This window comes from Dactylosporangium sp. NPDC049742 (genome assembly GCF_040674675.1).
Lineage (GTDB): Bacteria > Actinomycetota > Actinomycetes > Mycobacteriales > Micromonosporaceae > Dactylosporangium > Dactylosporangium maewongense.
The window spans coordinates 22,733-45,145 of record NZ_JBFANF010000016.1 but is presented as its reverse complement, the minus strand read 5'-3'; the positions used below and the strand labels follow the sequence as shown (position 1 = coordinate 45,145).

General features: G+C 73.5%; 19 protein-coding genes. 9 read left to right on the top strand and 10 right to left on the bottom strand.

All coding sequences use genetic code 11. The annotated features are described in order from the left end of the window. Nucleotide 1: 1 nt before the first annotated feature. Complete coding sequence (locus AB0J72_RS21240; RefSeq protein WP_363401180.1) at nt 2–2,116, top strand: 3-hydroxyacyl-CoA dehydrogenase NAD-binding domain-containing protein; 2,115 nt, start codon at nt 2–4, stop codon at nt 2,114–2,116. 156 nt (nt 2,117–2,272) lie between these two features. Then, nucleotides 2,273–4,636, top strand: coding sequence for an ATP-binding protein (locus AB0J72_RS21235; protein ID WP_363401178.1), 2,364 nt, complete (start codon nt 2,273–2,275; stop codon nt 4,634–4,636). Between the two features lie 34 nt (nt 4,637–4,670). Here AB0J72_RS21235 and AB0J72_RS21230 read toward each other — a convergent pair whose 3' ends face one another. The 7 genes from AB0J72_RS21230 to AB0J72_RS21200 form a co-directional block, all read right to left on the bottom strand. Then, entirely contained in the window at nt 4,671–5,312 is a 642-nt protein-coding gene (locus AB0J72_RS21230; RefSeq protein WP_363401176.1) for a hypothetical protein, read from the bottom strand. Nucleotides 5,313–5,322: 10 nt separating this feature from the next. Continuing rightward, nucleotides 5,323–7,275, bottom strand: a complete 1,953-nt coding sequence (locus AB0J72_RS21225; protein ID WP_363401174.1) for a GMC family oxidoreductase — start codon at nt 7,273–7,275, stop codon at nt 5,323–5,325. Further along, on the bottom strand, nt 7,275–7,988 hold the full coding sequence (locus AB0J72_RS21220) for an ABC transporter ATP-binding protein (RefSeq protein WP_363401172.1): 714 nt from the start codon (nt 7,986–7,988) through the stop codon (nt 7,275–7,277). Before AB0J72_RS21220 ends, AB0J72_RS21225 begins: the two co-directional genes overlap by 1 nt. Then, entirely contained in the window at nt 7,985–8,788 is an 804-nt protein-coding gene (locus AB0J72_RS21215) for an ABC transporter ATP-binding protein (protein ID WP_363401170.1), read from the bottom strand. The genes AB0J72_RS21220 and AB0J72_RS21215 overlap by 4 nt, the downstream gene beginning before the upstream one ends. Then, nucleotides 8,785–10,734: an ABC transporter permease gene (locus tag AB0J72_RS21210; protein WP_363401168.1), complete on the bottom strand. Its 1,950-nt coding sequence runs from the start codon at nt 10,732–10,734 to the stop codon at nt 8,785–8,787. The genes AB0J72_RS21215 and AB0J72_RS21210 overlap by 4 nt, the downstream gene beginning before the upstream one ends. Nucleotides 10,735–10,741: 7 nt before the next feature. After that, entirely contained in the window at nt 10,742–11,971 is a 1,230-nt protein-coding gene (locus AB0J72_RS21205; RefSeq protein ID WP_363401166.1) for an ABC transporter substrate-binding protein, read from the bottom strand. Nucleotides 11,972–12,150: 179 nt separating this feature from the next. Continuing rightward, nucleotides 12,151–13,326 (bottom strand): acyl-CoA dehydrogenase family protein, encoded by a 1,176-nt coding sequence (locus AB0J72_RS21200; RefSeq protein ID WP_363401164.1) that lies wholly within the window; start codon nt 13,324–13,326, stop codon nt 12,151–12,153. A gap of 71 nt (nt 13,327–13,397) precedes the next feature. Here AB0J72_RS21200 and AB0J72_RS21195 point away from each other — a divergent pair, with 71 nt between their 5' ends. Together AB0J72_RS21195 and AB0J72_RS21190 are read left to right on the top strand one after the other, a co-directional pair. Further along, complete coding sequence (locus AB0J72_RS21195; protein WP_363401162.1) at nt 13,398–14,822, top strand: aldehyde dehydrogenase family protein; 1,425 nt, start codon at nt 13,398–13,400, stop codon at nt 14,820–14,822. Further along, nucleotides 14,819–15,061 carry a hypothetical protein gene (locus tag AB0J72_RS21190; protein WP_363401160.1) on the top strand — a complete coding sequence of 81 codons (243 nt, stop codon included), beginning with the start codon at nt 14,819–14,821 and terminating at the stop codon, nt 15,059–15,061. The genes AB0J72_RS21195 and AB0J72_RS21190 overlap by 4 nt, the downstream gene beginning before the upstream one ends. Before the next feature lie 130 nt (nt 15,062–15,191). Here the strand turns inward: AB0J72_RS21190 and AB0J72_RS21185 are convergent, their stop codons facing one another. Next, nucleotides 15,192–15,860, bottom strand: a complete 669-nt coding sequence (locus AB0J72_RS21185) for a GntR family transcriptional regulator (RefSeq protein WP_363401158.1) — start codon at nt 15,858–15,860, stop codon at nt 15,192–15,194. 42 nt (nt 15,861–15,902) lie between these two features. Here AB0J72_RS21185 and AB0J72_RS21180 point away from each other — a divergent pair, with 42 nt between their 5' ends. The 4 genes from AB0J72_RS21180 to AB0J72_RS21165 are packed head-to-tail and all read left to right on the top strand — an operon-like array spanning nt 15,903 to nt 20,018. Beyond that, the gene (locus AB0J72_RS21180) at nt 15,903–16,682 is read left to right on the top strand and encodes an enoyl-CoA hydratase-related protein (protein ID WP_363401156.1); all 780 of its coding nucleotides are present in this window, start codon (nt 15,903–15,905) and stop codon (nt 16,680–16,682) included. Between the two features lie 58 nt (nt 16,683–16,740). Continuing rightward, nucleotides 16,741–17,847 (top strand): CaiB/BaiF CoA-transferase family protein, encoded by a 1,107-nt coding sequence (locus tag AB0J72_RS21175; protein ID WP_363401154.1) that lies wholly within the window; start codon nt 16,741–16,743, stop codon nt 17,845–17,847. Continuing rightward, nucleotides 17,847–18,875, top strand: a complete 1,029-nt coding sequence (locus AB0J72_RS21170; protein ID WP_363401152.1) for an LLM class F420-dependent oxidoreductase — start codon at nt 17,847–17,849, stop codon at nt 18,873–18,875. Before AB0J72_RS21175 ends, AB0J72_RS21170 begins: the two co-directional genes overlap by 1 nt. Nucleotides 18,876–18,884: 9 nt before the next feature. Continuing rightward, nucleotides 18,885–20,018: an acyl-CoA dehydrogenase family protein gene (locus tag AB0J72_RS21165; protein WP_363401150.1), complete on the top strand. Its 1,134-nt coding sequence runs from the start codon at nt 18,885–18,887 to the stop codon at nt 20,016–20,018. Here AB0J72_RS21165 and AB0J72_RS21160 read toward each other — a convergent pair. Together AB0J72_RS21160 and AB0J72_RS21155 are read right to left on the bottom strand one after the other, a co-directional pair. Beyond that, entirely contained in the window at nt 19,981–20,394 is a 414-nt protein-coding gene (locus tag AB0J72_RS21160) for an AMP-binding protein (RefSeq protein ID WP_344505439.1), read from the bottom strand. The two genes, AB0J72_RS21165 and AB0J72_RS21160, sit on opposite strands and share 38 nt — an antisense overlap. 4 nt (nt 20,395–20,398) lie before the next feature. Continuing rightward, a complete protein-coding gene (locus tag AB0J72_RS21155; RefSeq protein WP_344505438.1) occupies nt 20,399–21,037 on the bottom strand; it encodes a helix-turn-helix domain-containing protein in 639 nt (212 codons plus the stop codon). Nucleotides 21,038–21,194: 157 nt separating this feature from the next. Between AB0J72_RS21155 and AB0J72_RS21150 the strand changes: the two genes are divergently transcribed. Beyond that, nucleotides 21,195–22,403 carry an oxygenase MpaB family protein gene (locus AB0J72_RS21150; protein ID WP_344505437.1) on the top strand — a complete coding sequence of 403 codons (1,209 nt, stop codon included), beginning with the start codon at nt 21,195–21,197 and terminating at the stop codon, nt 22,401–22,403. The last annotated feature ends 10 nt before the right edge of the window (nt 22,404–22,413 follow it).

Sequence of the window (22,413 nt, the reverse complement as noted above, 5' to 3'; positions counted from 1 at the left end):
CATGGCTGACACCATCCGCTGGGAGCGCGGCGAGGACGGGATCGTCCTGCTGACCCTCGACCACCCGGGACGCTCCGCGAACGTGATGAACGACGAGTTCGGCGCGAGCCTCGCCGCCACCGTGGACCGGCTGGAGCGGGAGCGCGACGGCATCACCGGCGTCGTGCTCACCTCCGCCAAGCAGACGTTCTTCGCCGGCGGCGACCTCGAGTCGCTGGTGCGGGTCAACGACGCCGCGGCGCTCGACGCCGACACGCGCCGGCTCAAGCAGGCGCTGCGCCGCCTGGAGACGCTCGGCCGGCCGGTCGTCGCCGCGGTCAACGGCTCCGCGCTCGGCGGCGGCCTGGAGATCGCGCTCGCCTGCCACCGCCGCATCGTCGCCGACGACGCCCGCATCGAGATCGGCTTCCCCGAGGTGACGCTCGGGCTGCTGCCCGGCGCCGGCGGGGTCGTGCGCACCGTCCGGCTCCTCGGCATCGCGGACGCGCTCACCAACTGGCTGGTCCGCGGCCAGCGGCACCGGCCTTCCGCCGCGCTCGAACACGGCCTGGTGCACGAGGTCGCGCCCCGCGAGGAGCTGCTCGACCGGGCGAGGGCGTGGATTCTTGAGAACCCCGGCGCGGTCCAGCCGTACGACGTGAAGGGCTACCGCATCCCCGGCGGCACACCGTCGACACCCGCGCTCGCGGCGCAGCTGCCGGCGTTTCCGGCGACCCTGCGCAAGCAGCTGAAAGGCGCGCCCTACCCGGCGCCGCGCAACATCCTCGCCGCCGCCGTCGAGGGCGCCCAGGTCGACCTGGAGACGGCGTTCACGATCGAGGGCCGGTACTTCATCGAGCTCGCCACCGGCCAGATCGCCAAGAACATGATCCAGGCGCTGTTCTTCGACGTGCAGGCCGCCAACGCGCGCGGCGCCGCGGCACAGAAGTTCGGCAGGGTCGCGGTCCTCGGCGCGGGCATGATGGGCGCGGCGATCGCGTACGTGTGCGCGAAGGCCGGCATGCAGGTGCTGCTCAAGGACGTCACCGTCGAGGCCGCCACCCGCGGCAAGGAGTACTCGGCTCGCGTCCTGGCGAAGAAGCCGTTCCTGCCGGCGGAGGAGATCCTGGGCCGGATCACCCCGACCGCGGACCCGGCGGACCTGGCCGGGTGCGACCTGGTCATCGAGGCGGTGTTCGAGGACCCGGCGCTGAAGCACAAGGTGTTCGCGGAGGTCCAGGACGTCGTCGCGCCGGACGCGCTGCTGTGCTCCAACACCTCGACGCTGCCGATCTCGCTGCTGGCCGAGGGGGTGACCCGGCGGGAGGACTTCGTCGGGCTGCACTTCTTCTCGCCCGTGGACAAGATGCCGCTCGTCGAGGTCATCCGCGGCAGCGCCACCTCCGCCGCCGCCGTGGACCGTGCGCTCGGTGTCGTCCGGCAGCTGAAGAAGACGCCGATCGTCGTCAACGACAGCCGAGGGTTCTTCACCAGCCGGGTCATCGGCACGTTCACCAACGAGGGCGTCTCGATGCTCGCCGAAGGCATCCCCGCCGCGACCATCGAGCAGGCCAGCTCGCAGGCCGGATACCCGGCGCCGGTCCTCGCGCTGATGGACGAGCTGACCCTCACCCTGCCCCAGAAGATCCGCCAGGAGACCGCGGCCGCGGTCGTCGCCGCCGGCGGCACCTGGACCCCGCACGCCGCCGACGCCGTCATCGACCACCTGATCGCCGCCGGCCGCCCCGGCCGCTCAGGCGGCGCCGGCTTCTACGACTACGCCGCGGGCAAGCGCACCGGCCTCTGGCCCGGCCTGCGGGACGCCTTCGGCGGCACCAACCTCGACGTCCCCTTCACCGACCTCATCGAACGGATGCTGTTCGTCGAGACCCTGGAGACCATCCGCTGCCTCGAGGAGGGCGTCCTCACCTCCGCCGTCGACGCCAACGTCGGCTCCATCCTCGGCATCGGCTACCCGGCCTGGACCGGCGGTGTCCTGCAGTACGCCAACCAGTACCAGGGCGGCCTGCCCGGCTTCGTGGCCCGCGCGGCGGAGCTCACCGCCCGCTACGGCACCCGCTTCGAGCCGCCCCAGCTCCTGCTCGACAAGTCCGCCCGCGGCGAACGCTTCGAGTAGCGGTCCCGGACCGTCGTGAGGGTGCGGGCCTCGGGCCCGCACCCTCTGCCGCGCTGCGCCTCGCCGGCGAGTGATAGAACGGACGGTGACGCGGAGGAGGGCGGTTGGTGATCGACGTGCACCGTGGTGCCGGGGAGCTGAACGGCGAGGTCCGGCGTGCGCGGCCGAGCACCCGCGCCTGAACTGCCCCCTGGACCCAGGTTCGCCCTGGTCATCGCCACCGCGACGTATGCCGATCCCGCGCTGAGCCAGCTGCGCGCGCCGGCCCACGACGCGGCCGGGCTCGCCGAGGTCCTCGCCGACCCCGCCATCGGCGGGTTCGCGGTGACGTCGCTCGTCGACCGGACCGCGCACGACATCCGCGTCGAGGTGGAGGGCTTCCTCGCCGGCCGGGACCCCGACGACCTGCTCGTCGTGTACCTCTCCTGCCACGGCGTCCGGGACCGGCGCGGCCGGCTGTACTTCGCGGCGACCGACTCCAGGACCACCCACCTCGGCTCCACCGGCGTCGAGTCGAGGTGGCTGCTCGAACAGCTCGACGAGTGCCGGGCCCGCCAGGTCGTCATCCTCGACTGCTGCTTCAGCGGCGCGTTCTCCGACGGGGCGAAGGGCGATCCGGAGGTGAACCTCGAACGGCACCTCATCGGCAGCAGCGGCCGCGGCCGTGCGGTGCTCACCGCCTCCCGGGCCGGCGAGTACTCGTTCGAGGGCGAGGTGCTGCCGGGCGCGCTCGTCGCCGGGTCGGTGTTCACCACCGGCATGATCGAGGGCCTGCGGTCGGGCGACGCGGACACCGACCGGGACGGCTACATCTCCGTCGACGACGCCTACACCTACGCGTTCGACTTCGTCCGGCGGCAGCAGGCGGCGCAGACACCGCAGCGGTGGATCTACGGCGGCGAGGGCAAGATCTGGCTCGCCCGCAGCCTCGCCGGTGCGGTGATCAAACCGGTGCCGCTGCCGGCCTCGCTGCGCGCCGCCCTCGACAGCCCGCACCCCGAGGTCCGGCTCGGTGCCGTGACGACCCTCGGGCAGTGGCTCGGCGGCCAGCCGGGCCGTGCGGTGACCGCCAGGCGAGTGCTGGAGGAGCTGGCCGGCCAGGAGATCCCGCCGGTCGTCGCGGCGGCGCGGGCGCTGCTGTCGGCGCATCCGGCCGACGCCGGCCCCGACGAACCGCCGGCGCCGCAGGGCGACACCCTCGACCTGCGCAGCGTGCACGCCGCCCGCGTCGAGGCGGAGCAGATCGTCGGCGCCGCCCAGCAGGAGTACGACGAGATCGTCGCCGAGGCGAAGGCCCAGGTCGAGGCGGCCACCGTCGCCAGGGCGAAGGCGGAGCAGGACGCGGTCCTCGCGGTGCTCGCCGCGGAGCAGGCGGAGCAGCGGCTGCGGGCGGCCGAGCAGGCCGCCGAGGAGGCGAAGGCCGAAGCCGCCGCGATCGGGGCGGAGGTGGCGCACCTGCGGGCGCTGCGCACGGCGGCCGAGCGCGATGCGGCGAAGCGGCTGGAGCTGGCGGAGCGGCGGCACCAGGAGCTGACCCGCGGCCCGGTGGGCAGCCGGGCGGAGGCCGGGCGGCTCCTCGGCGACGACGTCGACGGCCCGGTCCCGTCCGTGCCCTTCCCGCGTCCCGCCTGGACGCCGGCCGGGCTGGGCCTGCCACCGCCGGGCCTCGCCGCCGACGGCCGCGGCGACGACCCTGCGGCGGTCGACGAGTACCTCACCCGCGCCTACACGGCCCTCGCCAACGGATCGGCGCGCATCCCCGACCCGCCGGAGTTCCCGTCGGTGCGGCGCGGATACCACCCCGGCGTCGTCGACGTCTACGTCCACCTGCTCCGCGCCTCGGCCGCGCTGCGCGCCGCCGAGGCGGAGGCCATGACCTCGGCGGTGTCCGGCAAGTTGGTCCGCCGGACGGCGTACCTGGGCGTCCGCCTGCGCGCCGCGGTGCACCAGCTGGCCGACCGGGAACAGGACCCGGACCGGTTGGCGGAGCTGCTGAACCTGGACCACCTGGCCGGCCGGATCCGCCGGTCGGACGAGGTCCTGCTCGCCCTCGCCGGCGTGGACCCCGTCCGCCGCCGTCGCGACCCGGCTCCCGTCGCGGACGTGCTGCGCAGCGCGCAGTCCGAGATCGAGTCCTTCACCCGCGTCCGCTACATCGCGGTCGACCGGAACCAGCGCATCGCCGCGTTCGCGGTCTTCGACGTGGTCCACCTGATCGCCGAGCTCCTCGACAACGCCACGCAGTTCTCACCGCCGAACTCGATGGTCGACGTGACCGCCCGCAAGGTCGGTGACCGCCTGCGCATCACCGTCGAGGACGACGGGATCGGGATGTCGCCCCATCAGCTTGCCGAGCTCAACGACCAGCTCGCCCGCCCCGGCCCACCGAACAGCAACATGATCGGGCTCTACGCGGTGAGCTGCCTGGCGGCCCGCCACGGCATCGCGGTCCAGTTGTCGCCCGCCCCCGGCGGCGGCGTCGTGGCCGAGGTGCGGCTTCCGGCGCAGCTGCTGGTCTGACACGTCTGCCGGCACGGGCACCGTGCGGTGCGCGTCAGGACGGTTCGTGTCCGAGCGTGATGCGGACGTACGTGTACTCGTCGAGGAGCTTGGCGAGCGAGACCGACGGGCGGCCGAGGACCGCGGGCAGCGAAGCGTCGTCGACGCCGGACGCGGCGACCAGCGCGGCCGCCCAGGCGCGGCCCAGGGTCAGGTGGCGGGTGAAGGCCGCGCCGTCGCGGGCGCCGTGCAGCGTGACCGCGATGGCGGCGTCCCAGGGCATCACGGTGTCGGGGCGCAGCGCGTACAGGGCCTTGGCGGCGGCGGTCGGGCCGAGCGTGCGGCGGGGACCGGCCGGCACGGCGGACAGGGTGGCGTACGCCGTGCCGAGCGCGGCCAGGTCGGCGTCGGAGGCCAGGCGCAGCGGGCCGGCCGGCAGGGTCGCGCCGGACGCGGCCCACCAGCCGGCGACCCCGGCGTCGAACAGGTCCGGCTCGCCGTCGCGCGGGTACCGGATGCGGCACCCCCACGAGTTGAGCCACCGGTGCAGCAGCCGCCGGTGCTCCGGCCGCGACAGGTCGGCGCCCGGCGCGGTCCGCGCGACGAAGTCGAGCCAGGTCCGGTCGGCGTTGGCGTACCCGTTGAAGACCGCGACGGAGTGGGCGAGCCGCTCCACGGTCGGGGTCGGCAGCGTCACGCCGCCGATCCTAGTTGCGGAGCGCCGCGGCGAGACGGTGGGCGTTCATGTGGGCGATCGCCTCGACGGAGATCATCGGGTTGACGCCGGACGACGCCGGGAAGCAGGAGGCGTCGGCGACGACGAGGTTCGGGACCTCCCACGTCGCGCCGTCGGGGTCCGTGGCCGACGTGTCCCGGGAGCCGCCCATGCGGGCCGCGCCCATGATGTGCAGCGCCGCCATCGACAGCTCGCCGGGCGCGGTGCCGAGGCCGCCGGTGTACGCGATGAAGTCGTCGATCGAGCCCTTGCCGCGCTCCCACGTCAGGCCGCGCTGGTGGCCGGAGAAGACGGTCAGCGCGCCGGCGGCCTCCACGATGCGGGCCGCGCCGGCGATCCCGGCCCGCATGTGGGCGGCGTCGTACGCGGAGAGCCGGTAGTGCACGACGGGCTCGCCGTCGCGGTCGACGGTGACGTGGCCGGCGTCGCGGTCGCGGGTGATGACGCCGACGCCGCTGAGGTGCGGCAGGGCGCGCATCTGGGCGAGGTGCGACCGCGCGCCGCGCCAGCTCATGAACGACACGGCGATCGCCGGGTTGGTGGCGGCCGTCTCGTAGATGACGCCGTGGCCGCGGCCGTCGAGGTCGGCGTGCTCGGTGGAGTACCGCGTCTGCATCCCGCCCTCCCACGGGCGGACCTCCTCGGCGAACGTGCCCCAGACGCCGGTGGCCGGGTGCAGGTGCAGGTGCCGGCCGATGTTGGGGTTGGTGAGCCCGGAGCGGCGCAGCAGCGCCGGCGTCTGGATGCTGCCCGCGGCGGCGACGACCGCCCGGGCGCGCACGGTGACCGGGAAACCGTCGGCGGTGTGCCCGGTGACGCCGGTGGCGGCGCCGGCCGCGACGGTCACGGTCCGCACGCCGACGCCGACGAGCAGCCGCGCGCCGGCCCGCTGCGCGTCGACGAGCCAGGTCTTCGCCACGGACTGCTTGGCGCCGATGCGGCAGCCGAGGCCGCACCGGCCGCACTCGATGCCGGTGTCGCAGCCGATGACGTTGCGCGGCATCTCCGCGACGTGCCAGCCGAGCTTGGTGAGCCCGGCCTCCATGAGGGCGTCGCGGGAGGAGATCGCGCCGTGGTCGAGGTTCACGCCGAGGCGGGTCCAGACCGCGTCGAGCGAGGCGTCGTACTCGTCGGTGGCGAACTGCGGCACGCCGTGCGACGCCCACTCGTCGCGTACACCGGCCGGGGTGCGGAACGACGTGGAGTAGTTGACGACGGTGCCGCCGCCGACGCCCTGGCCCTGCAGCAGGCTCAGCTGCCCCTCGGCGGTCGCGGCCGGGCCGGGCGCGTAGAGCCGGGACAGGCCGGACAGCTCGCCGCCGTCGAAGTCCCGGTCGTCGTGGTAGGCGCCCTTCTCCACGACGACGACGTCGAGCCCGGCGGCGGCGAGGACGGCGGCCGCGGTCCCGCCGCCCGCCCCGGATCCGACGACCACCACGTCGCAGTCCAGGACGGTCGGTCCGGCTGGCCGGATCGGCCGCAGCGGCGGTTCCGCGGCGTCGGCTCTGGTACCGAGGGGGCCCGGATATCCGATCGCGTCCCACAGCGGCGAGTGCCCGGTCGGGCCGGGCGCCAGGTAGTAGGAGAGCGTCGCGGCGCCCTTGAGCGCCTGGAACAGCGCCCGCTTGCGGGCGTTGCCGGACTCGGCGAGCCCCAGCAGGATCGCCTCCCGCCGGGCCTGCGGCTGCCGGGTGAACGAGCGCGGCCCGCCGCCGCGCAGCGGCGCGGCCAGCGGCGAGTCCCACAGCGTCAGCAGCTGCAGGAACTGCCGGGTCTCGGCGGCGCGCGGGTTGCCCAGCACGAGACCGGCCATGATGTCGACGGCGCCGATCTCGCGCGCCGACGGGATGCCGTCGCCGTCGCCGGGCGCGAAGGTGTCGCAGATGCTCGCGAGCGCGGCGCGCTGCCGGGCGGTGAGTTCCATCAGGACCTCCCGATCGTAGAAGGTGACGCGCCGAAGTACGCCTCGGCGACGGTGTGCCGCTGCGCGCGCAGCCGGCGGGCGGATCCGGCGAGGACGGCCCGGCCGTGGTGGAGCACGACGGCCCGGTCGGCGACGGTCAGGGCGAGGTCGATGTGCTGCTCGACGAGCACGACGGCGACGCCGAGCCGGTCGGCGAGCGCGCGGACGGTCGGCAGGATCGCCTGCACGGCGATGGGGGACAGGCCCATGCTGAGCTCGTCGATCAGCAGGATCCGCGGCATGCTGACGAGGGCCTTGGCGATGGCGAGCGTCTGTTGCTCGCCGCCGGACAGCAGCCCGCACCGGCGTGACAGCAGCGGCTCCAGGGTGGGGAACAGCTCCAGCACCCGGCCGAGGTCGGCCCGCCCGGCGAGGGTCAGGTTCTCCCGGACGGTCAGGCCGTGGAACACGCCGCGCGTGTCGGGGACGAGGACGAGCCCGGCGCGGGCGTTGCGTTCGACGCGCCGGTGCAGCGGCTTCCCGTACGCGGTGACGGTGCCGGCGGCCGGGGCGATGACGCCGGCGGCGGTGAGCAGCGTCGTGGTCTTGCCGGCGCCGTTGGGGCCGAGCAGTGCGACGACCTCGCCCTCGCCGACCTCCAGGTCGAGGTCCCGCACGGCGGGGACGCCCGCGTAGCCGGCGGTGACGCCCGCCAGCTTCAGGACGGCGGTCATGAGGGCACCTCCTGAGGGGCGCCGGCTTCGGGCGGGGTGCCGGCTTCGGGCGGGGTGCCGGCTTCGGCCGGGGCGCCGAGGTACGCGGTCCGCACGGCCGGGTCGGCGCGGACCTCGCGGGGCGTGCCGGCGGCGATGACGGCGCCGTAGTCCAGGACGTACACCCGATCGCAGACGTCGAAGACGAGGTTCATGTCGTGGTCGATGAGCAGCACGCCGAGGCCCGCCGCCGCGATCGCCCGCACGTGCCCGCCGAACTCGGCGCTCTCGTCGGTGTCGAGGCCGGCGGCCGGCTCGTCGAGCAGGACCGCGCGGGTTCCGCCGGCGAGTGCGCGGGCCACCCCGACGATCTTCTGCCGGCCCAGGCTCAGCTCGCCGGGGCGCCGGTCCGCCACGAACTGCAGGCCGAACATCTCCAGTGCCGCGTCCACGTCGCCGGTACGGGCGGCCCGCCCGGTCAGGTCGCTCCACAGGTTGCGCAGCGGGCCCCGGGCGGCGGCGACAGCGACGTTCTGCCGCACGGTCAGGTCGCCGAAGAGCTCGCCGGCCTGCCAGGTGCGGGCCAGCCCGGCGCGGCGGCGGGCGTGCGGCGGGAGCCCGTCGAGGCGCCGCCCGGCGAGGGTGACGGTGCCGCGGGCGGCGGTGAAGCCGGTGACGGCGTCGACGAACGTGGTCTTGCCGGCGCCGTTCGGCCCGATCAGCCCGACCACCTCGCCGGCGCCGACGTGCAGGGTGACGTCGGTGTTGGCGAGGACGCCGCCGTACCGCACCGTGAGTCCGGTGGCTTCCAGGAGCGTCATGCCGCGACCTTCCGGCGGGGGAGATGCCCGGCGATGACCTTCCGGCGGTGGAGTTGCCCGGCGACGCCGGAGGGGTTGAGCACCGCGGTGACGACGAGCGCGCACGCGGCGATGAGGGTGTAGTACCGGCCGAGGCCGAACGTCGTGTTGAGCAGCGTGTACAGCACCCCGAGCGGCGCGACGAGACCGGCGATGACGGCGCCGCCGATCCGGGTGATGCCGCCGACGTAGGTCATGCACAGCACGCCGAGGCCGACGATGACGTTGAACGACTCCGCGGACAGCTGCGAGCGGCTGTACCCGATGAGGCAGCCGCCGACCCCGGCGAGGAACGCGGCGACGGCGAACCCCGCGAGCTTCGTGCGGGCCACGTCGATGCCGGCCGCGGCCGCCGCGCGCTCGTTGGCGCGCACCGCGAGGAACGCCTGCCCGGTAGTGCCGGCGAGCAGCCGCGCGACGGCGGCGGCGAGCACCCCGACCACGACGACGACCGTGCCGGCGAACGCGGTCGTCGTCAGGTCGGTGCCGCGCCGCACCTCGAGGTTCCAGCCGAGGAGGGTGGGCCCGTCGATGAGGTTGCCCTCGAACGGGGTCAGCGCCGGGTTGGCGAACACGAGCTGCTGGATGGCGATCGCGCCGGCGAGCGTGACCACCGCCAGCTGGGCGCCGCGGATCCGCAGCGCCGGCAGGCCGACGGCGACCCCGACGAGTGTGGCGACGCCCGCCGACACGAGGACGGTGAGCGGGAAGGGCAGCCCCCAGGCGACGGTGGCCCTGGAGAGCACGAAGCCACCGGTACCGGCGAAGGCCATGGAGGCGAGGGAGATCTGCCCCAGGTAGCCGGTGAGCACGACCAGCGACAGGGCGATCAGCGCCATGATGATCGAGGTGACGACGCCGAAGCGCCAGCTGCCGGACGTGAGGGCGATCGCGGCGGCGGCCGCGGCCGCGAGCAGCAGGCCCGCCCGCAGCCGGCGCCGGGGGAGCACCACCGCCGGCATCCGGTCCGCGCTGGGCGCGCCGCGGGCGGGGATGCCGCGGCCGAGGACGACGAGCGCGACGACGACGAGCACGAAGGGCACCGCGTCGCCGAGCCCGGCCTGCGCCCACGTGGGCCAGCCGTCGATGGTGCTCGCCAGCAGCAGCAGCGACTGGAAGCAGCCGATGCCGATGCCGGCGAGCCCCGCGGTCATGACCGAGGTGAGCCGGGCCAGCAGCGCCGCGGCGAGCCCGGGCAGGACGTAGAACATGTACCCGATCGGGTCGAGCCCGACGGTCGGCGCGGCGAGGACCGCGACCAGCGACGTCGCGGCGCCGGTGCACAGCCACGCGACGGCGGCGAGCCGGTCCGGCGAGAGGCCGGTGAGCCGGGCGGCCCGCTCGTCCTCGGCGCAGGCCCGGGTCGCGACGCCCCAGCGGGTCCGCCGGAAGTACACCGAGAACGCCACGGTCGCGGTCAACGCCACCGCGAGGAGGATCAGGTCGCTCACGTTGAGCCGCGTCCCGGCGACCCCGAGCGTCCGGTCGGTGAGCAGCGGCGCCGCGAGCGCACCGTCGGTCCGGAACCGCAGCGGCACCAGCGAGCCGATCGCGAGCATCAGCCCGACCGACGCCACCACCTGCGACAGCGGTGGCGCGCCGCGCAGCGGCCGGAACACCAGCCAGTGCGCGGCGAACGCCAGCGCCGCCGTGCTCAGCACCCCGAGCGCCACCGCCGTCCACGCGGACAGCGGCCCGTCGGCGAGCGGCACCGACCCGACCGGCAGCACGAGCGTGCCGCTGCGGCGCAGCTCGGCGACGACCCAGACGCCCCACAGCGCGAGGGATCCCTGCGCGAAGTTGAGGACCCCGGTGGCGACGTGCAGCGCCACGATGGACGTGGCGATGACGGCGTACACGGCGCCGGCGGCGAAGCCGAGCGTGAGGAAGAGCAGGACCTGATCCATGGTGCTGCTACACCGCGCCCGGGATCGCGGCGAGGACCTGCGGGACCGGCGTGATCCAGGTGTCCGTGACGGGCTTCGCCGAGCCGTCGGGCTGCACGACGTACAGCAGGATCTGCGTGGTGCAGTTCGGTGAGGTGGCGCTGCCGCAGTTGAGCCGCGGGCCGAGGAAGCTCGGGAAGTCCTTGAGGCCCTTGAGCGTCTTGAGCACGCCGGGGCCGGTCAGGTCGGTCTCGGCGGCGCCGGACATCGCCTTGGCGAAGTTCACCAGCAGCGCGAACTCGCCGACGGCGTAGTAGCCGCCGGTGCCGCCCTCGACGCCGTCGATGTACTTCGTGGCGAGGGACAGCTCCCGTTGCAGCTCGGCGGGCACGTACTTCGCCGCGACCGGCAGCCAGTTGGAGGAGTACAGCGCCCCGCCGGCGGCCTGCGCGGGGCCGGCCTTGATGTAGTCGGTGCAGGCGGCGGTGAAGATGTCGCCCTTGTACTGCAGCTGCCGCAGCGCCTTCACCAGCGCCGTGCACACGGCCTCGCTGGGGGAGGCGACGAGCCCGCCGACGTCGGGCTTGTCCTGGGCGATGGTGGAGGCGACGGCGGTGAAGTTGGGGTTGGTGGGGGAGAAGTAGATGCCCTTGGCGGTGATGCCGAGGGTCTTCGCCAGCACCGGCAGCAGGTTGTCGATGGTCTGGTGCGACGACGGTGTGTCGACGAGCGCGAGGGTGACCGACGTCTTCCCGGCGGTCTTGAACGCCTGGAGCGCGCCGACGAGGAACGACGCCTGCGGGGCGGCGAAGAACACCCGGTTCTCGGCCTTGGCGCCGGTGACGGAGTCGAACGGGATCATGCCGACGAGCGGGATCTGCGCGGCGGTCAGCGCGGGCAGGGTGGCGCTGGAGGACAGGTTGTAGCCGTCCATGACGGCGACGACCTTCTTCTCCACGAACGTGTTGGCGCACGACTGCGCCTTCTCCGGGGTCGTGTCGGTGTCGCAGTACACGACCTCGAGCGGGTGGCCGTTGATGCCGCCCAGCTCGGTGTTGACGTACTTGAGGGCGGCCTTGACGCCGGTGTCGGTGCCGGGCTGCGGGACCGGCCCGCCGTTCGGGTTGAGGAAGCCGACGGTGATCGGCGGCTTCGAGAAGCTGGGTGCGGCGCGCTGCGGCTCGGCGGTGTCCTCGGCGCAGGCGGTGGCGGTGACCATGACGAGGGCGGCGGCGGTAAGGGCTTTGATTCGGAGCATGGGAACTCCACTTCGATCACATGGTTGCCTCGAGGGGGCGGGCGGGGGCCCGTGAGGCGTCGCGGCGCGCTTTCCCGGCGACGCCCGTGGGGCGCCGCCAGCAGTGCTGGCGACGCCCGTGGATCGCGTAGGAGGCACTGTAAGTCAGCGTTAACTTCTTGGGAAGTATCCGCGCGGACCTACTGTGAATCTCGGCTAACTTCGTGCAGTCCGTAGGTCTTGGCGATGATGTCGCGCTGGATCTCGCTGGTGCCGCCGTACACCGTGGAGACGATCGACGAGCGGACCAGGCGCTCCATGTCGAACTCGGTGGCGTAGCCGTAGCCGCCCATCATCTGCATCGCGTCGAGGGTCACCCGGCGGGCGGTCTCGGTCGCCTTCAACTTCGCCATCGACGTCTCCCGCGGCAGCACCGTGTTGGGCGCGCGGTCGACCTGCGCGGCCGTCGCGTACACGAGCAGCCGGGCGCACTCGATCTCGGTGGCGAGGTCGGCGAGGCGGTGCCGCAGCACCTGGAACGAGCCGATCGGCCGGCCGAACTGGCGCCGCCCCTTCACGTAGTCCACGACGTCGTCGAACGCGCGCTGCGCGGTGCCGAGCATGAGGCTGGCGAGGATCAGCCGCTCCAGGTTGAGCCCAGCCATCAGCTGACGCCAGCCGGCGTCGAGCGTGCCGACGACGGCGTCCGCGGGCAGCGCGCAGTCGGTGAAGTACAGGTCGTTGACCTCCCGGCCGCCCATCGTGTCGATGCCGGAGACGGTCAGGCCGGCGGCCGTCGTGGGGACCTGGAACATCGTGAGTCCACTGTGGTCACCGGCGCGGCCGCTGGTGCGTGCGACGAGCAGGATGCGCTCGGCGAGGTGCGCGTTGGAGCACCACGTCTTCTGCCCGTTGACCACCCACTCGTCGCCGCGGCGCTCGGCGCGGCAGCTGAGGTTCGCCACGTCCGAGCCGGCCTCGGGCTCCGACATGGCGATCGCCTCGATGGTGCCGCGGGCGACCCCGCCGAGGACGACCTTCTTCTGCTCGGGCGAGCCGAAGCGCTCGTACGCGGCGGCGACGATGATCGAGGTGGTGAAGCCGCCGATCGGGGCCATCGCCTTCGCGGTCGTCTCCAGGAACAGGCACAGGTCGACCATGCCGGCGCCACCGCCGCCGAACTCCTCCGGCAGCGCCATGCCGAGCCAGCCGAGGTCGGCCATCTTGCGGTAGAGCTCGGGGCTGTGGTTCTCCCTGCCCCCGTCGGTCAGCGCCAGGCGCTGCTCCCGGCTGCCGGCCTCACGGCGGCAGAAGTCCTGCACCGCGGCCACCAGGGATCGTTGTTCGTCGTTGTATTCCACAGCTGGTTCCTCCATGGATGCCGTCGTGAACGCGGGGATTGACACCGAGGCTAAACTATCGAATATCAAATGTCAGGGAGGTCTCGATGACGTCGACCGTCGCGCACGAGGTGGCTGTTGAGGCGGCGGTGGAGCGCGCCCGCGCCGCCGCCGGCTGGTGGGCGGGCCTCACCGCCCGGCAGCGGCGGCATCACCTGCTGGCGTTCAAGGCGTCGATCGCCCGGCGGGTCACCGAGCTCGCTTCGCTGATCCGCGAGGAGACCGGCAAGCCTCTCGCGGGGGCGCTGCTGGAGGTGATGCTCACCGTCGAGCACCTCGACTGGGCCGCCCGCCACGCCGGCCGGGTGCTCAGGCGGCGCTCGGTGTCCTCGGGCATGCTCGCCTTCAACCAGGCCAGCACCGTCGAGTACGTGCCGTTCGGGGTGGTCGGTGTGATCGGCCCGTGGAACTACCCCTTCTACACGCCGATGGGCTCCATCTCCCACGCGCTCGCCGCCGGCAACGCGGTCGTGTTCAAGCCCAGCGAGTTCACGCCCGGCGTCGGGTCATGGCTCGCCTCGCTCTGGTCTTCGTTGGTGCCCGAGCACCCGGTCCTGCAGGTGGTCACCGGCGACGGCGCGACCGGCGCCGCGCTGTGCCGGGCGGACGTGGACAAGATCGCGTTCACCGGCTCCGCGGCCACGGCCCGTCGCGTCATGGCGGCCTGCGCGGAGCGGCTCACCCCGGTCGTCATCGAGGGCGGCGGCAAGGACGCGCTCATCGTCACCGCCGACGCCGACCTGACGGCCGCGGCGAACGCCGCGGTGTTCGGCGGCCTCGGCAACGCGGGCCAGACCTGCGCCGGCGTCGAGCGCATCTACGTCGTCGACGCCGTCCACGACGCCTTCCTGGCCGCGCTGACCCCGCTGCTGCGCGAGGTGCGGCCGGGCCCCGAGGCCGACGCGCCGTACGGGCCGATGACCACGCCCACGCAGCCGGAGATCGTCCGGCGGCACATCACCGACGCGATCGACCGCGGCGGCCGGGCGGTCGTCGGCGACGCGGCCTCGGTGCGCCCGCCGTTCGTCGACCCGGTCCTGCTCGCCGACGTCCCCGAGGACAGCACCGCCGTCACCGAGGAGACATTCGGTCCGGTGCTGATCGTCAACCGGGTCGCCGACGCCGACGAGGCGCTGCGCCGCGCGAACGCCACCACCTACGGGCTGGCCGGCTCCATCTTCACCCGCCGCCGCGCGACCGGGCAGGCGCTCGCCGCGGGCCTGCGGGCGGGCGCGGTCTCGGTCAACTCGGTGCTCGGCTACGCCGCCGTGCCCGCGCTGCCCTTCGGCGGCGTCGGCGACTCAGGCTTCGGCCGGGTCCACGGCGCCGACGGGCTGCGCGAGTTCAGCCGAGCCAAGTCCGTGACGTGGCAACGCTTCCGCCCGCCGATCGACCTGCTGACCCTGCAGCCCGCCGAGAAGGCGATGCGCACGTCGCTGACGATGTTCAAGCTGCGTCACGGGCGCGGGTGAGGTCGGCCGTTGCGAAGCCCGTCCATCAGCCCGTCCGGCAGGTCGCCCAACAGTCCGTCCGGCAGGTCGCCCAGCAGCCCGGCGCGCGGGTCGTCCGGCAGGCCGTCGTGCGGCCCGTCCGGCAGGTCGTCCGGCGGCCCGTCCGGCAGGTTGCCCTGCAGCCCGTCGCGCAGGCCGGCGCGCAGGTCGTCCGGCTGGCCGTCCAGAAGCCCGTTCGGCAGCGAGGCGGCAGGTCGTGACCGGGTGGGTTCCGGTGTGCTGCGTTCCGCTCTCAGAGCACCTTACAGCATCTTTCCAAACCGGCAGGTCGCGCGTGCTGTCACCGTATCACTCACCGTGACGGACGTCGAAGGGCAGCAAAAGGCCAGGTCAGGCGGTCCAGAGGCCGAGGTCGTCGAGGTGCTTGACGAGGCGCTCGGCGCCGTCGGTGAAGTGGCGGGCCATGACCGGGCGGGCCGCGTCGGCGTCGTTGGCCGCCAGGGCCGTCAGCAGCGCCTCGTGGTCGGTGACCATGGCGGCGCGCCAGGCGGCGTCGGCGGCGTAGAAGCGGGTCGGGGTGTAGCGGGTCGCGGCCCGCAGCAGCCACGACAGCTTGCGGGCGTCGGCGAGCCGGTTGATGCCGCGGTGGAACTCGAACTCCAGCTGCTCCACCTTGCTCGCCTGCCGCGCCTGCGCGGCCTTGGCCAGCCGCTGGTGCACCGCGCGCAGCTCGTCCAGCTGCGCCGGGGTGATGACGGCGGCGACCCGGGCGACCAGCTCCCCGGCGATGTGCCCCTGCAGCCCGAAGACGTCGATGATGTCCTGCCGGGACAGTGGCGCGACCACGTGCCCGCGGCGTGGCTGCAGCTCGACCATGTCCTCGGCGCGCAGCATCAGCAGCGCCTCGCGGACCGGGGTGATGCTCAGCCCGGTCTCCTCGGCGACCTGCTCGAGCCGGATCCGCGAGCCGGGCCGCAGCTGGCCGGACATGATCCGGTCCCGCAGCAGGCTCGCCACGGTCTCCGACAACTGCGGGCGACCGTCTGACAGCTTGGACATCCGCCAATAGTATCAAATGTCAAAAGTCAAAGAGGGAGCGCGATGAGCAGTGCCCTGCGGGTCGAGACCCGCGACGGCGTACGCACGATCTGGTTCGACCGGCCGGACCACCGTAACGCCATGACGTGGGAGATGTTCCGCGACTACTACGCGGCGCTCAAGGCGGCCGACGACGACCCTGCGGTCCGCGCGATCGTCGTCACCGGCGCCGGGGACTGGTTCTGCGCCGGCGCCGACCCCGCCGCGCTGCAGGCGTTGCTCGACCCCGGGCACCGCGACCGGCTGCTGCACGAACTCGGCTTCGAGCCGCACCTGCCGCTGACCCTCGGCACCCCGATCGTCGCCGCGGTCAACGGCGGCGCCGCGGGCCTCGGGCTCGTCCACGCCCTCTACGCCGACGTGCGGTTCCTCGCCGCGGAGGCGCGCCTGTCCACCGCGTTCAGCCGGCTCGGCCTCATCGCCGAGTACGGCAGCGCCTGGCTGCTGCCCCGCCTCATCGGCATCGGCAACGCCATGGACCTGCTCGTCTCCGGCCGCAAGATCGACGCGGCGGAGGCGCAGCGGATGGGCCTGGCGCAGCGGGTCCTGCCCCGCGCCGAGGTCCTGCCCGCCGCCCAGGCCTACGCCGCCGACCTCGCCGTGCACTGCGCGCCGTCGTCGATGGCCGTCATCCGGCGCCAGGTGTGGGCCGGCCTGGACAGCACCGCAGCGGATGCGACCGCCGACGCCGTCCGCCTGATGGGGGAGTCCCTGTCAGGCCCGGACTTCCGTGCCGCGGCGGCAGCGTTGGTACAGGGCAGCACGCCGAGGTGGGACGCATGACCGGACCGGAGCACAGCGCAGGAGCCGCGAATCGGCGGCGCGGGGCGGAGGTGGCGGCATGACCGGACCGCTCACGGGTGTCAGGGTCCTCGAGCTCGCCGGCATCGGGCCCGGACCGTTCGCCGCCATGCTGCTGGCCGACCTCGGCGCCGACGTCGTGCGCGTCGACCGCCCCGAGCCCGGGCCGCTGGCCGCCGGCGATCCCCGCACCGACCTGCTCAACCGCGGCAAGCGCTCGATCGTCGTCGACCTGAAGGACCCTGCCGGCGCCGGCCGCGTCCTCGACCTCGCCGCGAAGGCCGACATCGTCGTGGAGGGCTGGCGCCCCGGCGTCGCCGAACGCCTCGGCGTCGGCCCGGACGCGGCCCTGGAGCGCAACCCGGCCCTGGTGTACGGGCGGATGACCGGCTGGGGTCAGGACGGCCCGCTCGCGCAGACCGCCGGGCACGACGTCGACTACATCGCGCTCGCCGGCGCCCTGCACCCGATCGGCGCCGCCGACGGCCCGCCGCAGATCCCGCTCAACCTCGTCGGCGACTTCGGCGGCGGCTCGCTGTACCTCGTCGTCGGCTGCCTCGCCGCGCTGCACGTCGCCCGCACCACGGGCGTGGGGCAGGTCGTGGACGCTGCGATCGTCGACGGCACCGCGCACCTCACCACGATGTTCGCCGGGTTCCTCGCCACCGGCGCCTGGCGCCCGCAGCGGGGGCGGAACCTGCTCGACGGCGGCGCCCCGTTCTACGCCGTCTACGCCACCGCCGACGGCGGGCACATGGCCGTCGGTGCCCTGGAGCCGCAGTTCTACGCCGAGCTGCTGCGCCTGCTCGGCCTCGACGCCGACCCGGACCTGCCCGCCCAGCACGACGTCAAGGGCTGGCCCGTACTACGGGAGCGGCTCACAGCGGTATTCGCCACCCGTACCAGAGCGGAGTGGACCGCCGTGTTCGACGGCACCGACGCGTGCGTGTCGCCGGTGCTGTCGCTCGCCGAATCCGCGGGCCACCCGCACCTGGTCGCCCGCGGCACCTTCGAGGTCCACAACGGCATCGTGCAGCCCGCCGCCGCACCCCGCTTCTCGCGGACCCCGGGCGCGATCGGTGGCCTGCCACCGGCGCCCGGGCAGCACACCGACGACGTCCTCGAGGACTGGCTGGGAGGCCCCTGATGCGCATCGCCACCGCACTACCGGTGGACGCCGACCCGAGGGCGGCCGCCGACCGCGTCGCGACCTGGGAGGACGACGGGCTCGACATCGTGTGGGTGTCCGAGGCGTACGGGTTCGACGCGCCGACCGTCATGGGCTACCTCGCGGCGAAGACGACGAGGCTCAGCATCGGATCCTCGATTCTGCCGCTGTACTCCCGTACCCCCGCGCTCATCGCGCAGACCGCCGCCGGCCTCGACGCGGTCTCCGGCGGCCGCGCCATCCTCGGCGTCGGCGCGTCCGGGCCGCAGGTCGTCGAGGGCTGGCACGGCGTCCCGTACGACAAGCCGCTCGCCCGTACCCGCGAGCTGATCGGCATCTGCAGGAGGGTGTGGCGCCGCGAGACCCTGGTCAACGACGGCGCGTACCAGCTGCCGCTCCCGCCCGGTGCCGGGACGGGCCTCGGCAAGCCGCTGAAGATCCTCAGCCGCCCGGTCCGCGACAGCATCCCGATCTACGTCGCGGCGCTCGGCGACCGCAACGTGCGGATGACCGCCGAGCTCGCCGACGGCTGGATGCCGTTCCTCTACGACCCTTCCCGCGCCGCCGACGTGTGGGGCGCCGCCCTGGCCGCCGGGCAGGAGAAGCGCGACCCGGCGCTGGGGCCGCTGGAGATCGCCGCCGGCGGGCCCCTCGCGATCGGCGACGACGTCACCGGGCTGCGGGACCTGGCCCGCCCGCTGATCGCGCTCTACGTCGGCGGGATGGGCGCCAAGGACCGCAACTTCTACCACGACCTCGTCAGCCGGTACGGGTTCGCCGCCGAGGCCGACCGCATCCAGGAGCTGTACCTGGCCGGCCGCAAGGAGGAGGCGACCGCCGCCGTGCCGGCGGAGCTGCTGGAACGGACCAGCCTCATCGGGCCGGAGAGCTACGTCCGGGACCGGGTGCGGGCATACCGCGACGCCGGCGTCACGATCCTCAACGTGATGCCCCTCGGGCCCGACCCGCGCCGCCTGATCGCCGCCGTCAAAGCCATGACCCAGTAGGGAGTCACCGTGGAGCGCACCGTCTTCACCGCCGAGCACCGGGCGTTCGCCGAGCTGGTGCGGGCGTTCATCGACAAGGAGATCGCCCCGCACCACGAGCGGTGGGAGGCCGACGGGGTCGTCGACCGGGACGTGTGGCGGGCCGCCGGCGCCGCCGGCCTGCTCGGGTTCTTCGTCGACGAGCGCTACGGCGGCGCCGGCGTCACCGACCGGGTGTTCAGCGCCGTGCTCACCGAGGGCCTCGCCAGCGCCGGCGCGACCGGGCCCGCGTTCGGCCTGCACAACGACATCATCGGCCCGTACCTCACCGACCTCACCGACGAGGAGCAGAAGCGGCGGTGGCTGCCGGGCTTCTGCTCCGGCGACATCATCACCGCCATCGCCATGTCGGAGCCGGGTGCGGGCAGCGACCTGCAGGGCATCACCACCACCGCGGTGCGCGACGGCGACACGTACGTCCTGAACGGGCGGAAGACGTTCATCAGCAACGGCATCCTGTCCGACCTCGTCATCGTCGTCGCCCGTACCGACCCGGCGGCGGGGCACCGGGGGATCAGCCTGCTCGTCGTCGAGCGCGGCATGGCCGGCTTCGAGCGGGGCCGCAACCTCGACAAGATCGGGCAGAAGGCGCAGGACACCGCCGAGCTGTTCTTCTCCGACGTGCGGGTGCCGGCCGCGAACCTGCTCGGCGAGGAGGGGCAGGGCTTCGCGTACCTCATGCGGAACCTGCCCTTCGAGCGGCTGTCGATCGCCGTCGCCGCGCTCGCCGCGGCCGAGACCGTGTTCGAGCAGACCGTGGCGTACTGCCGGCAGCGGCAGGCGTTCGGCAAGCCGATCGGCAGCTTCCAGCACAACCGGTTCGTGCTGGCGGAGCTGGCGACGGAGCTGCGCCTCGGCCGGGTCTTCGTGGACCGCTGCCTGGTCGAGCCGACGCTGACGGCCGAGACGGCGGCGATGGCGAAGTGGTGGTGCACGGAGCTGCAGCAGCGCACCGTGGACCGCTGCCTGCAGCTGCACGGCGGCTACGGGTACATGCGCGAATATCCGGTGGCGAAGGCGTTCCTGGACTCGCGGGTGCAGACCATCTACGGCGGCACCACGGAGATCATGAAGGAAGTGATCGGCCGGTCGCTGGGGCTGTGAGCAGGCCCGCCTCCCGCACCTGGGTCAGGGAGACCGTGGCCAGGCTGAGCTCGTGCGGCGCCGGATCGTCGACGAGGACGATCCGGCGCAGGCTCGGCAGGTCCGCGAGGATCGGCCGCCACCTGGCCAGCTCGGCGGCGCTCTCCAGCACGAGCAGCTGCGGTGCGGCGTGGCGGGCGAGGTGCCGCAGCCGGTCGGGGCGCGTCGCCGGGTCGACCGCCGCCGGCACCGCGCCGAGCGAGGCGGCGGCGAGGTCGATCAGCCACTGCTCGGCCCGGCCGGGCAGGACGATCAGCAGCCTGCCGCCGGGCCTGAGCCCGATCCGGGTCAGGCCGCGGGCGAGCAGTGCCACCTCGGGGGGAAGGTCGGCGTCCATGGCTTCATTCCGGGCGCAGCATCGGCACGAGGAACTGGCGGGCGACCGCCGCCAGCTGCTCCTCGTCGTCGAGGTCGACGACCTTGCTCGGGATCGCGAGGAACGACGCGGAGACCCGGACCATCATCTCGGCGACGAGGTCGGCGTCGAGGTCGCCGGGCAGGTTGCCGGCGCGCTGCTCCTGGCGCAGCTGCCCGGCGACGAACTGCCGCACGGTGGCGAGGGTCTGCCCGCCGTCGCCGAGCATCGACGGCATGAGCAGGTCGGGCTCGGCGGCCATGAGCCCGCCGATGAGCGGGTTGCGCCGGATCGCCCGCAGCGAGCTCACGAAGCCGAACACGACCCGGTCGGCGACGGTCTCGGCCTGCTGGATGTCGGTGAGGAACACCTCGAAGTAGCGCCGGAACTCGCGGCGCACGACGTGCTCGACGAGGAGGTCCTTGGTGGCGAACCGCCGGTAGACGGTGATCCGGGAGACGCGGGCCCGCCGGGCCACGTCCTCCATGGTGGACCGCTGGATGCCCATGCGGCAGAACTGCTCGTAGGCCGCGTCGAGGATGCGGCCGCGGGCCTCGTCGAGGTCGTCGACGCGCTCGACGGCGTCGAGGTAGGCGCGCTCCAGCAACGACTGGTCCGGGTCCACGATCACCTCCTGCTGGTGCCGATTCTGCCCTGCCCGGCAGTCGATGTCACTGGATGCCTTGTGATTGCCGACACCATGTGTTGTCATCGATGATACACGGACGCGGGATGCGTTTCATCGTATCACCGCCGGTCCGGTACTCGAAGGAGGCGAAGGCATGGGCAACATCAGCCGGCGCAAGGTATTGACCACCGGCACTGCATTGGGCGCGCTCGGCGCGCTGAGCGTCGCCACGCCGGCCTGGAGCTGGTCGCCCGCCGGGTCGGTGGCCGGCGCGGGACCCGGCGCCGACCCGCGCTGGGTGTGGGACGACGAGGCCGACCCGCTGGTCGCGTCGCTGCTCGACCGCGGCGACGTGCCGCAGGTCAACGCGCTGCTGCGCACCTGGAAGAAGAACGGCCAGCCGCTGCCCGACGGGCTGCCGGCCGACCTGCGCGACTTCATGGAGCGGGCCCGCCAGCTGCCCGCGTGGACCGACCAGCGCAAGCTGGCCCTGGCCGTCGAGTTCAACCGCAAGCGCGGCCTCTACCTCGGCGTCCTCTACGGCCTGGCCAGCGGCATGATGAGCACCGTCATCCCGCACGAGGCCCGGGCCGTGTACTACTCCCAGGGCGGCGCGGACATGAAGGACCGCATCTCCAAGACCGCCAAGCTCGGCTACGACATCGGCTCGCTCAAGGCCTACCAGCCCGACGGCGAGATGATCGTGACCTGCGTCAAGACCCGCCTCGTCCACGCCGCCGTGCGCCACCTGCTGCCGCAGTCGCCGTACTGGCCGGGCGCCGCCGACGAGCAGATCCCGATCAGCCAGCGCGACATGATGGTCACCTGGCACAGCCTGCCCACCACCGTGATGCAGAAGCTGACCGACTGGCGGGTGCCGATCCCCGCCGCCGAGTCCGACGCGTTCCTGCACTCGTGGCAGGTCGGCGCGCACATGCTCGGCATCCGCGACGAGTACATCCCCGCGTCGTGGGCCGAGGCCAACTCGCAGGCCGCCCAGGTCCTCACCCCGGTCCTGGCGCCGACCCCGGAGGGCATCAAGCTCGCCGACATCCTGCTCAGCCTGGGCGCCGTCGTCGACGCCGGCATCCTCACCAAGCCGATCCTGGGCTCCTTCACCCGCTTCATGCTCGGCGACCAGATCGCCGGGTGGCTGCGGATCCCGCGCGAGCCGGTCTGGGACTCGCTGCTCAAGGTCGCCTGGGGGCCGTTCATCGCCGTCCGCGAAGGGCTGCTGCCCTTCCCGCTCGCCCCGCAGGCGTACTGGCTCTTCGACGAGTTCCTGCGCAAGGCGGCGCTGCTGTTCCTGTCCGAAGCCGGCCCGATCAGCATCGAGATCCCGCAGACCAACCGCCCTTCATGAATTGGATAAC

Coding starts and splice junctions, on each gene's coding strand:
- AB0J72_RS21185 (WP_363401158.1), bottom strand. CDS start 15,860: ATGTCCAAGCTGTCAGACGGTCGCCCGCAGTTGTCGGAGACCGTGGCG.
- AB0J72_RS21210 (WP_363401168.1), bottom strand. CDS start 10,734: ATGGATCAGGTCCTGCTCTTCCTCACGCTCGGCTTCGCCGCCGGCGCC.
- AB0J72_RS21195 (WP_363401162.1), top strand. CDS start 13,398: ATGACGTCGACCGTCGCGCACGAGGTGGCTGTTGAGGCGGCGGTGGAG.
- AB0J72_RS21180 (WP_363401156.1), top strand. CDS start 15,903: ATGAGCAGTGCCCTGCGGGTCGAGACCCGCGACGGCGTACGCACGATC.
- AB0J72_RS21225 (WP_363401174.1), bottom strand. CDS start 7,275: ATGGAACTCACCGCCCGGCAGCGCGCCGCGCTCGCGAGCATCTGCGAC.
- AB0J72_RS21160 (WP_344505439.1), bottom strand. CDS start 20,394: ATGGACGCCGACCTTCCCCCCGAGGTGGCACTGCTCGCCCGCGGCCTG.
- AB0J72_RS21240 (WP_363401180.1), top strand. CDS start 2: ATGGCTGACACCATCCGCTGGGAGCGCGGCGAGGACGGGATCGTCCTG.
- AB0J72_RS21150 (WP_344505437.1), top strand. CDS start 21,195: ATGGGCAACATCAGCCGGCGCAAGGTATTGACCACCGGCACTGCATTG.
- AB0J72_RS21170 (WP_363401152.1), top strand. CDS start 17,847: ATGCGCATCGCCACCGCACTACCGGTGGACGCCGACCCGAGGGCGGCC.
- AB0J72_RS21220 (WP_363401172.1), bottom strand. CDS start 7,988: ATGACCGCCGTCCTGAAGCTGGCGGGCGTCACCGCCGGCTACGCGGGC.
- AB0J72_RS21200 (WP_363401164.1), bottom strand. CDS start 13,326: ATGGAGGAACCAGCTGTGGAATACAACGACGAACAACGATCCCTGGTG.
- AB0J72_RS21205 (WP_363401166.1), bottom strand. CDS start 11,971: ATGCTCCGAATCAAAGCCCTTACCGCCGCCGCCCTCGTCATGGTCACC.
- AB0J72_RS21175 (WP_363401154.1), top strand. CDS start 16,741: ATGACCGGACCGCTCACGGGTGTCAGGGTCCTCGAGCTCGCCGGCATC.
- AB0J72_RS21215 (WP_363401170.1), bottom strand. CDS start 8,788: ATGACGCTCCTGGAAGCCACCGGACTCACGGTGCGGTACGGCGGCGTC.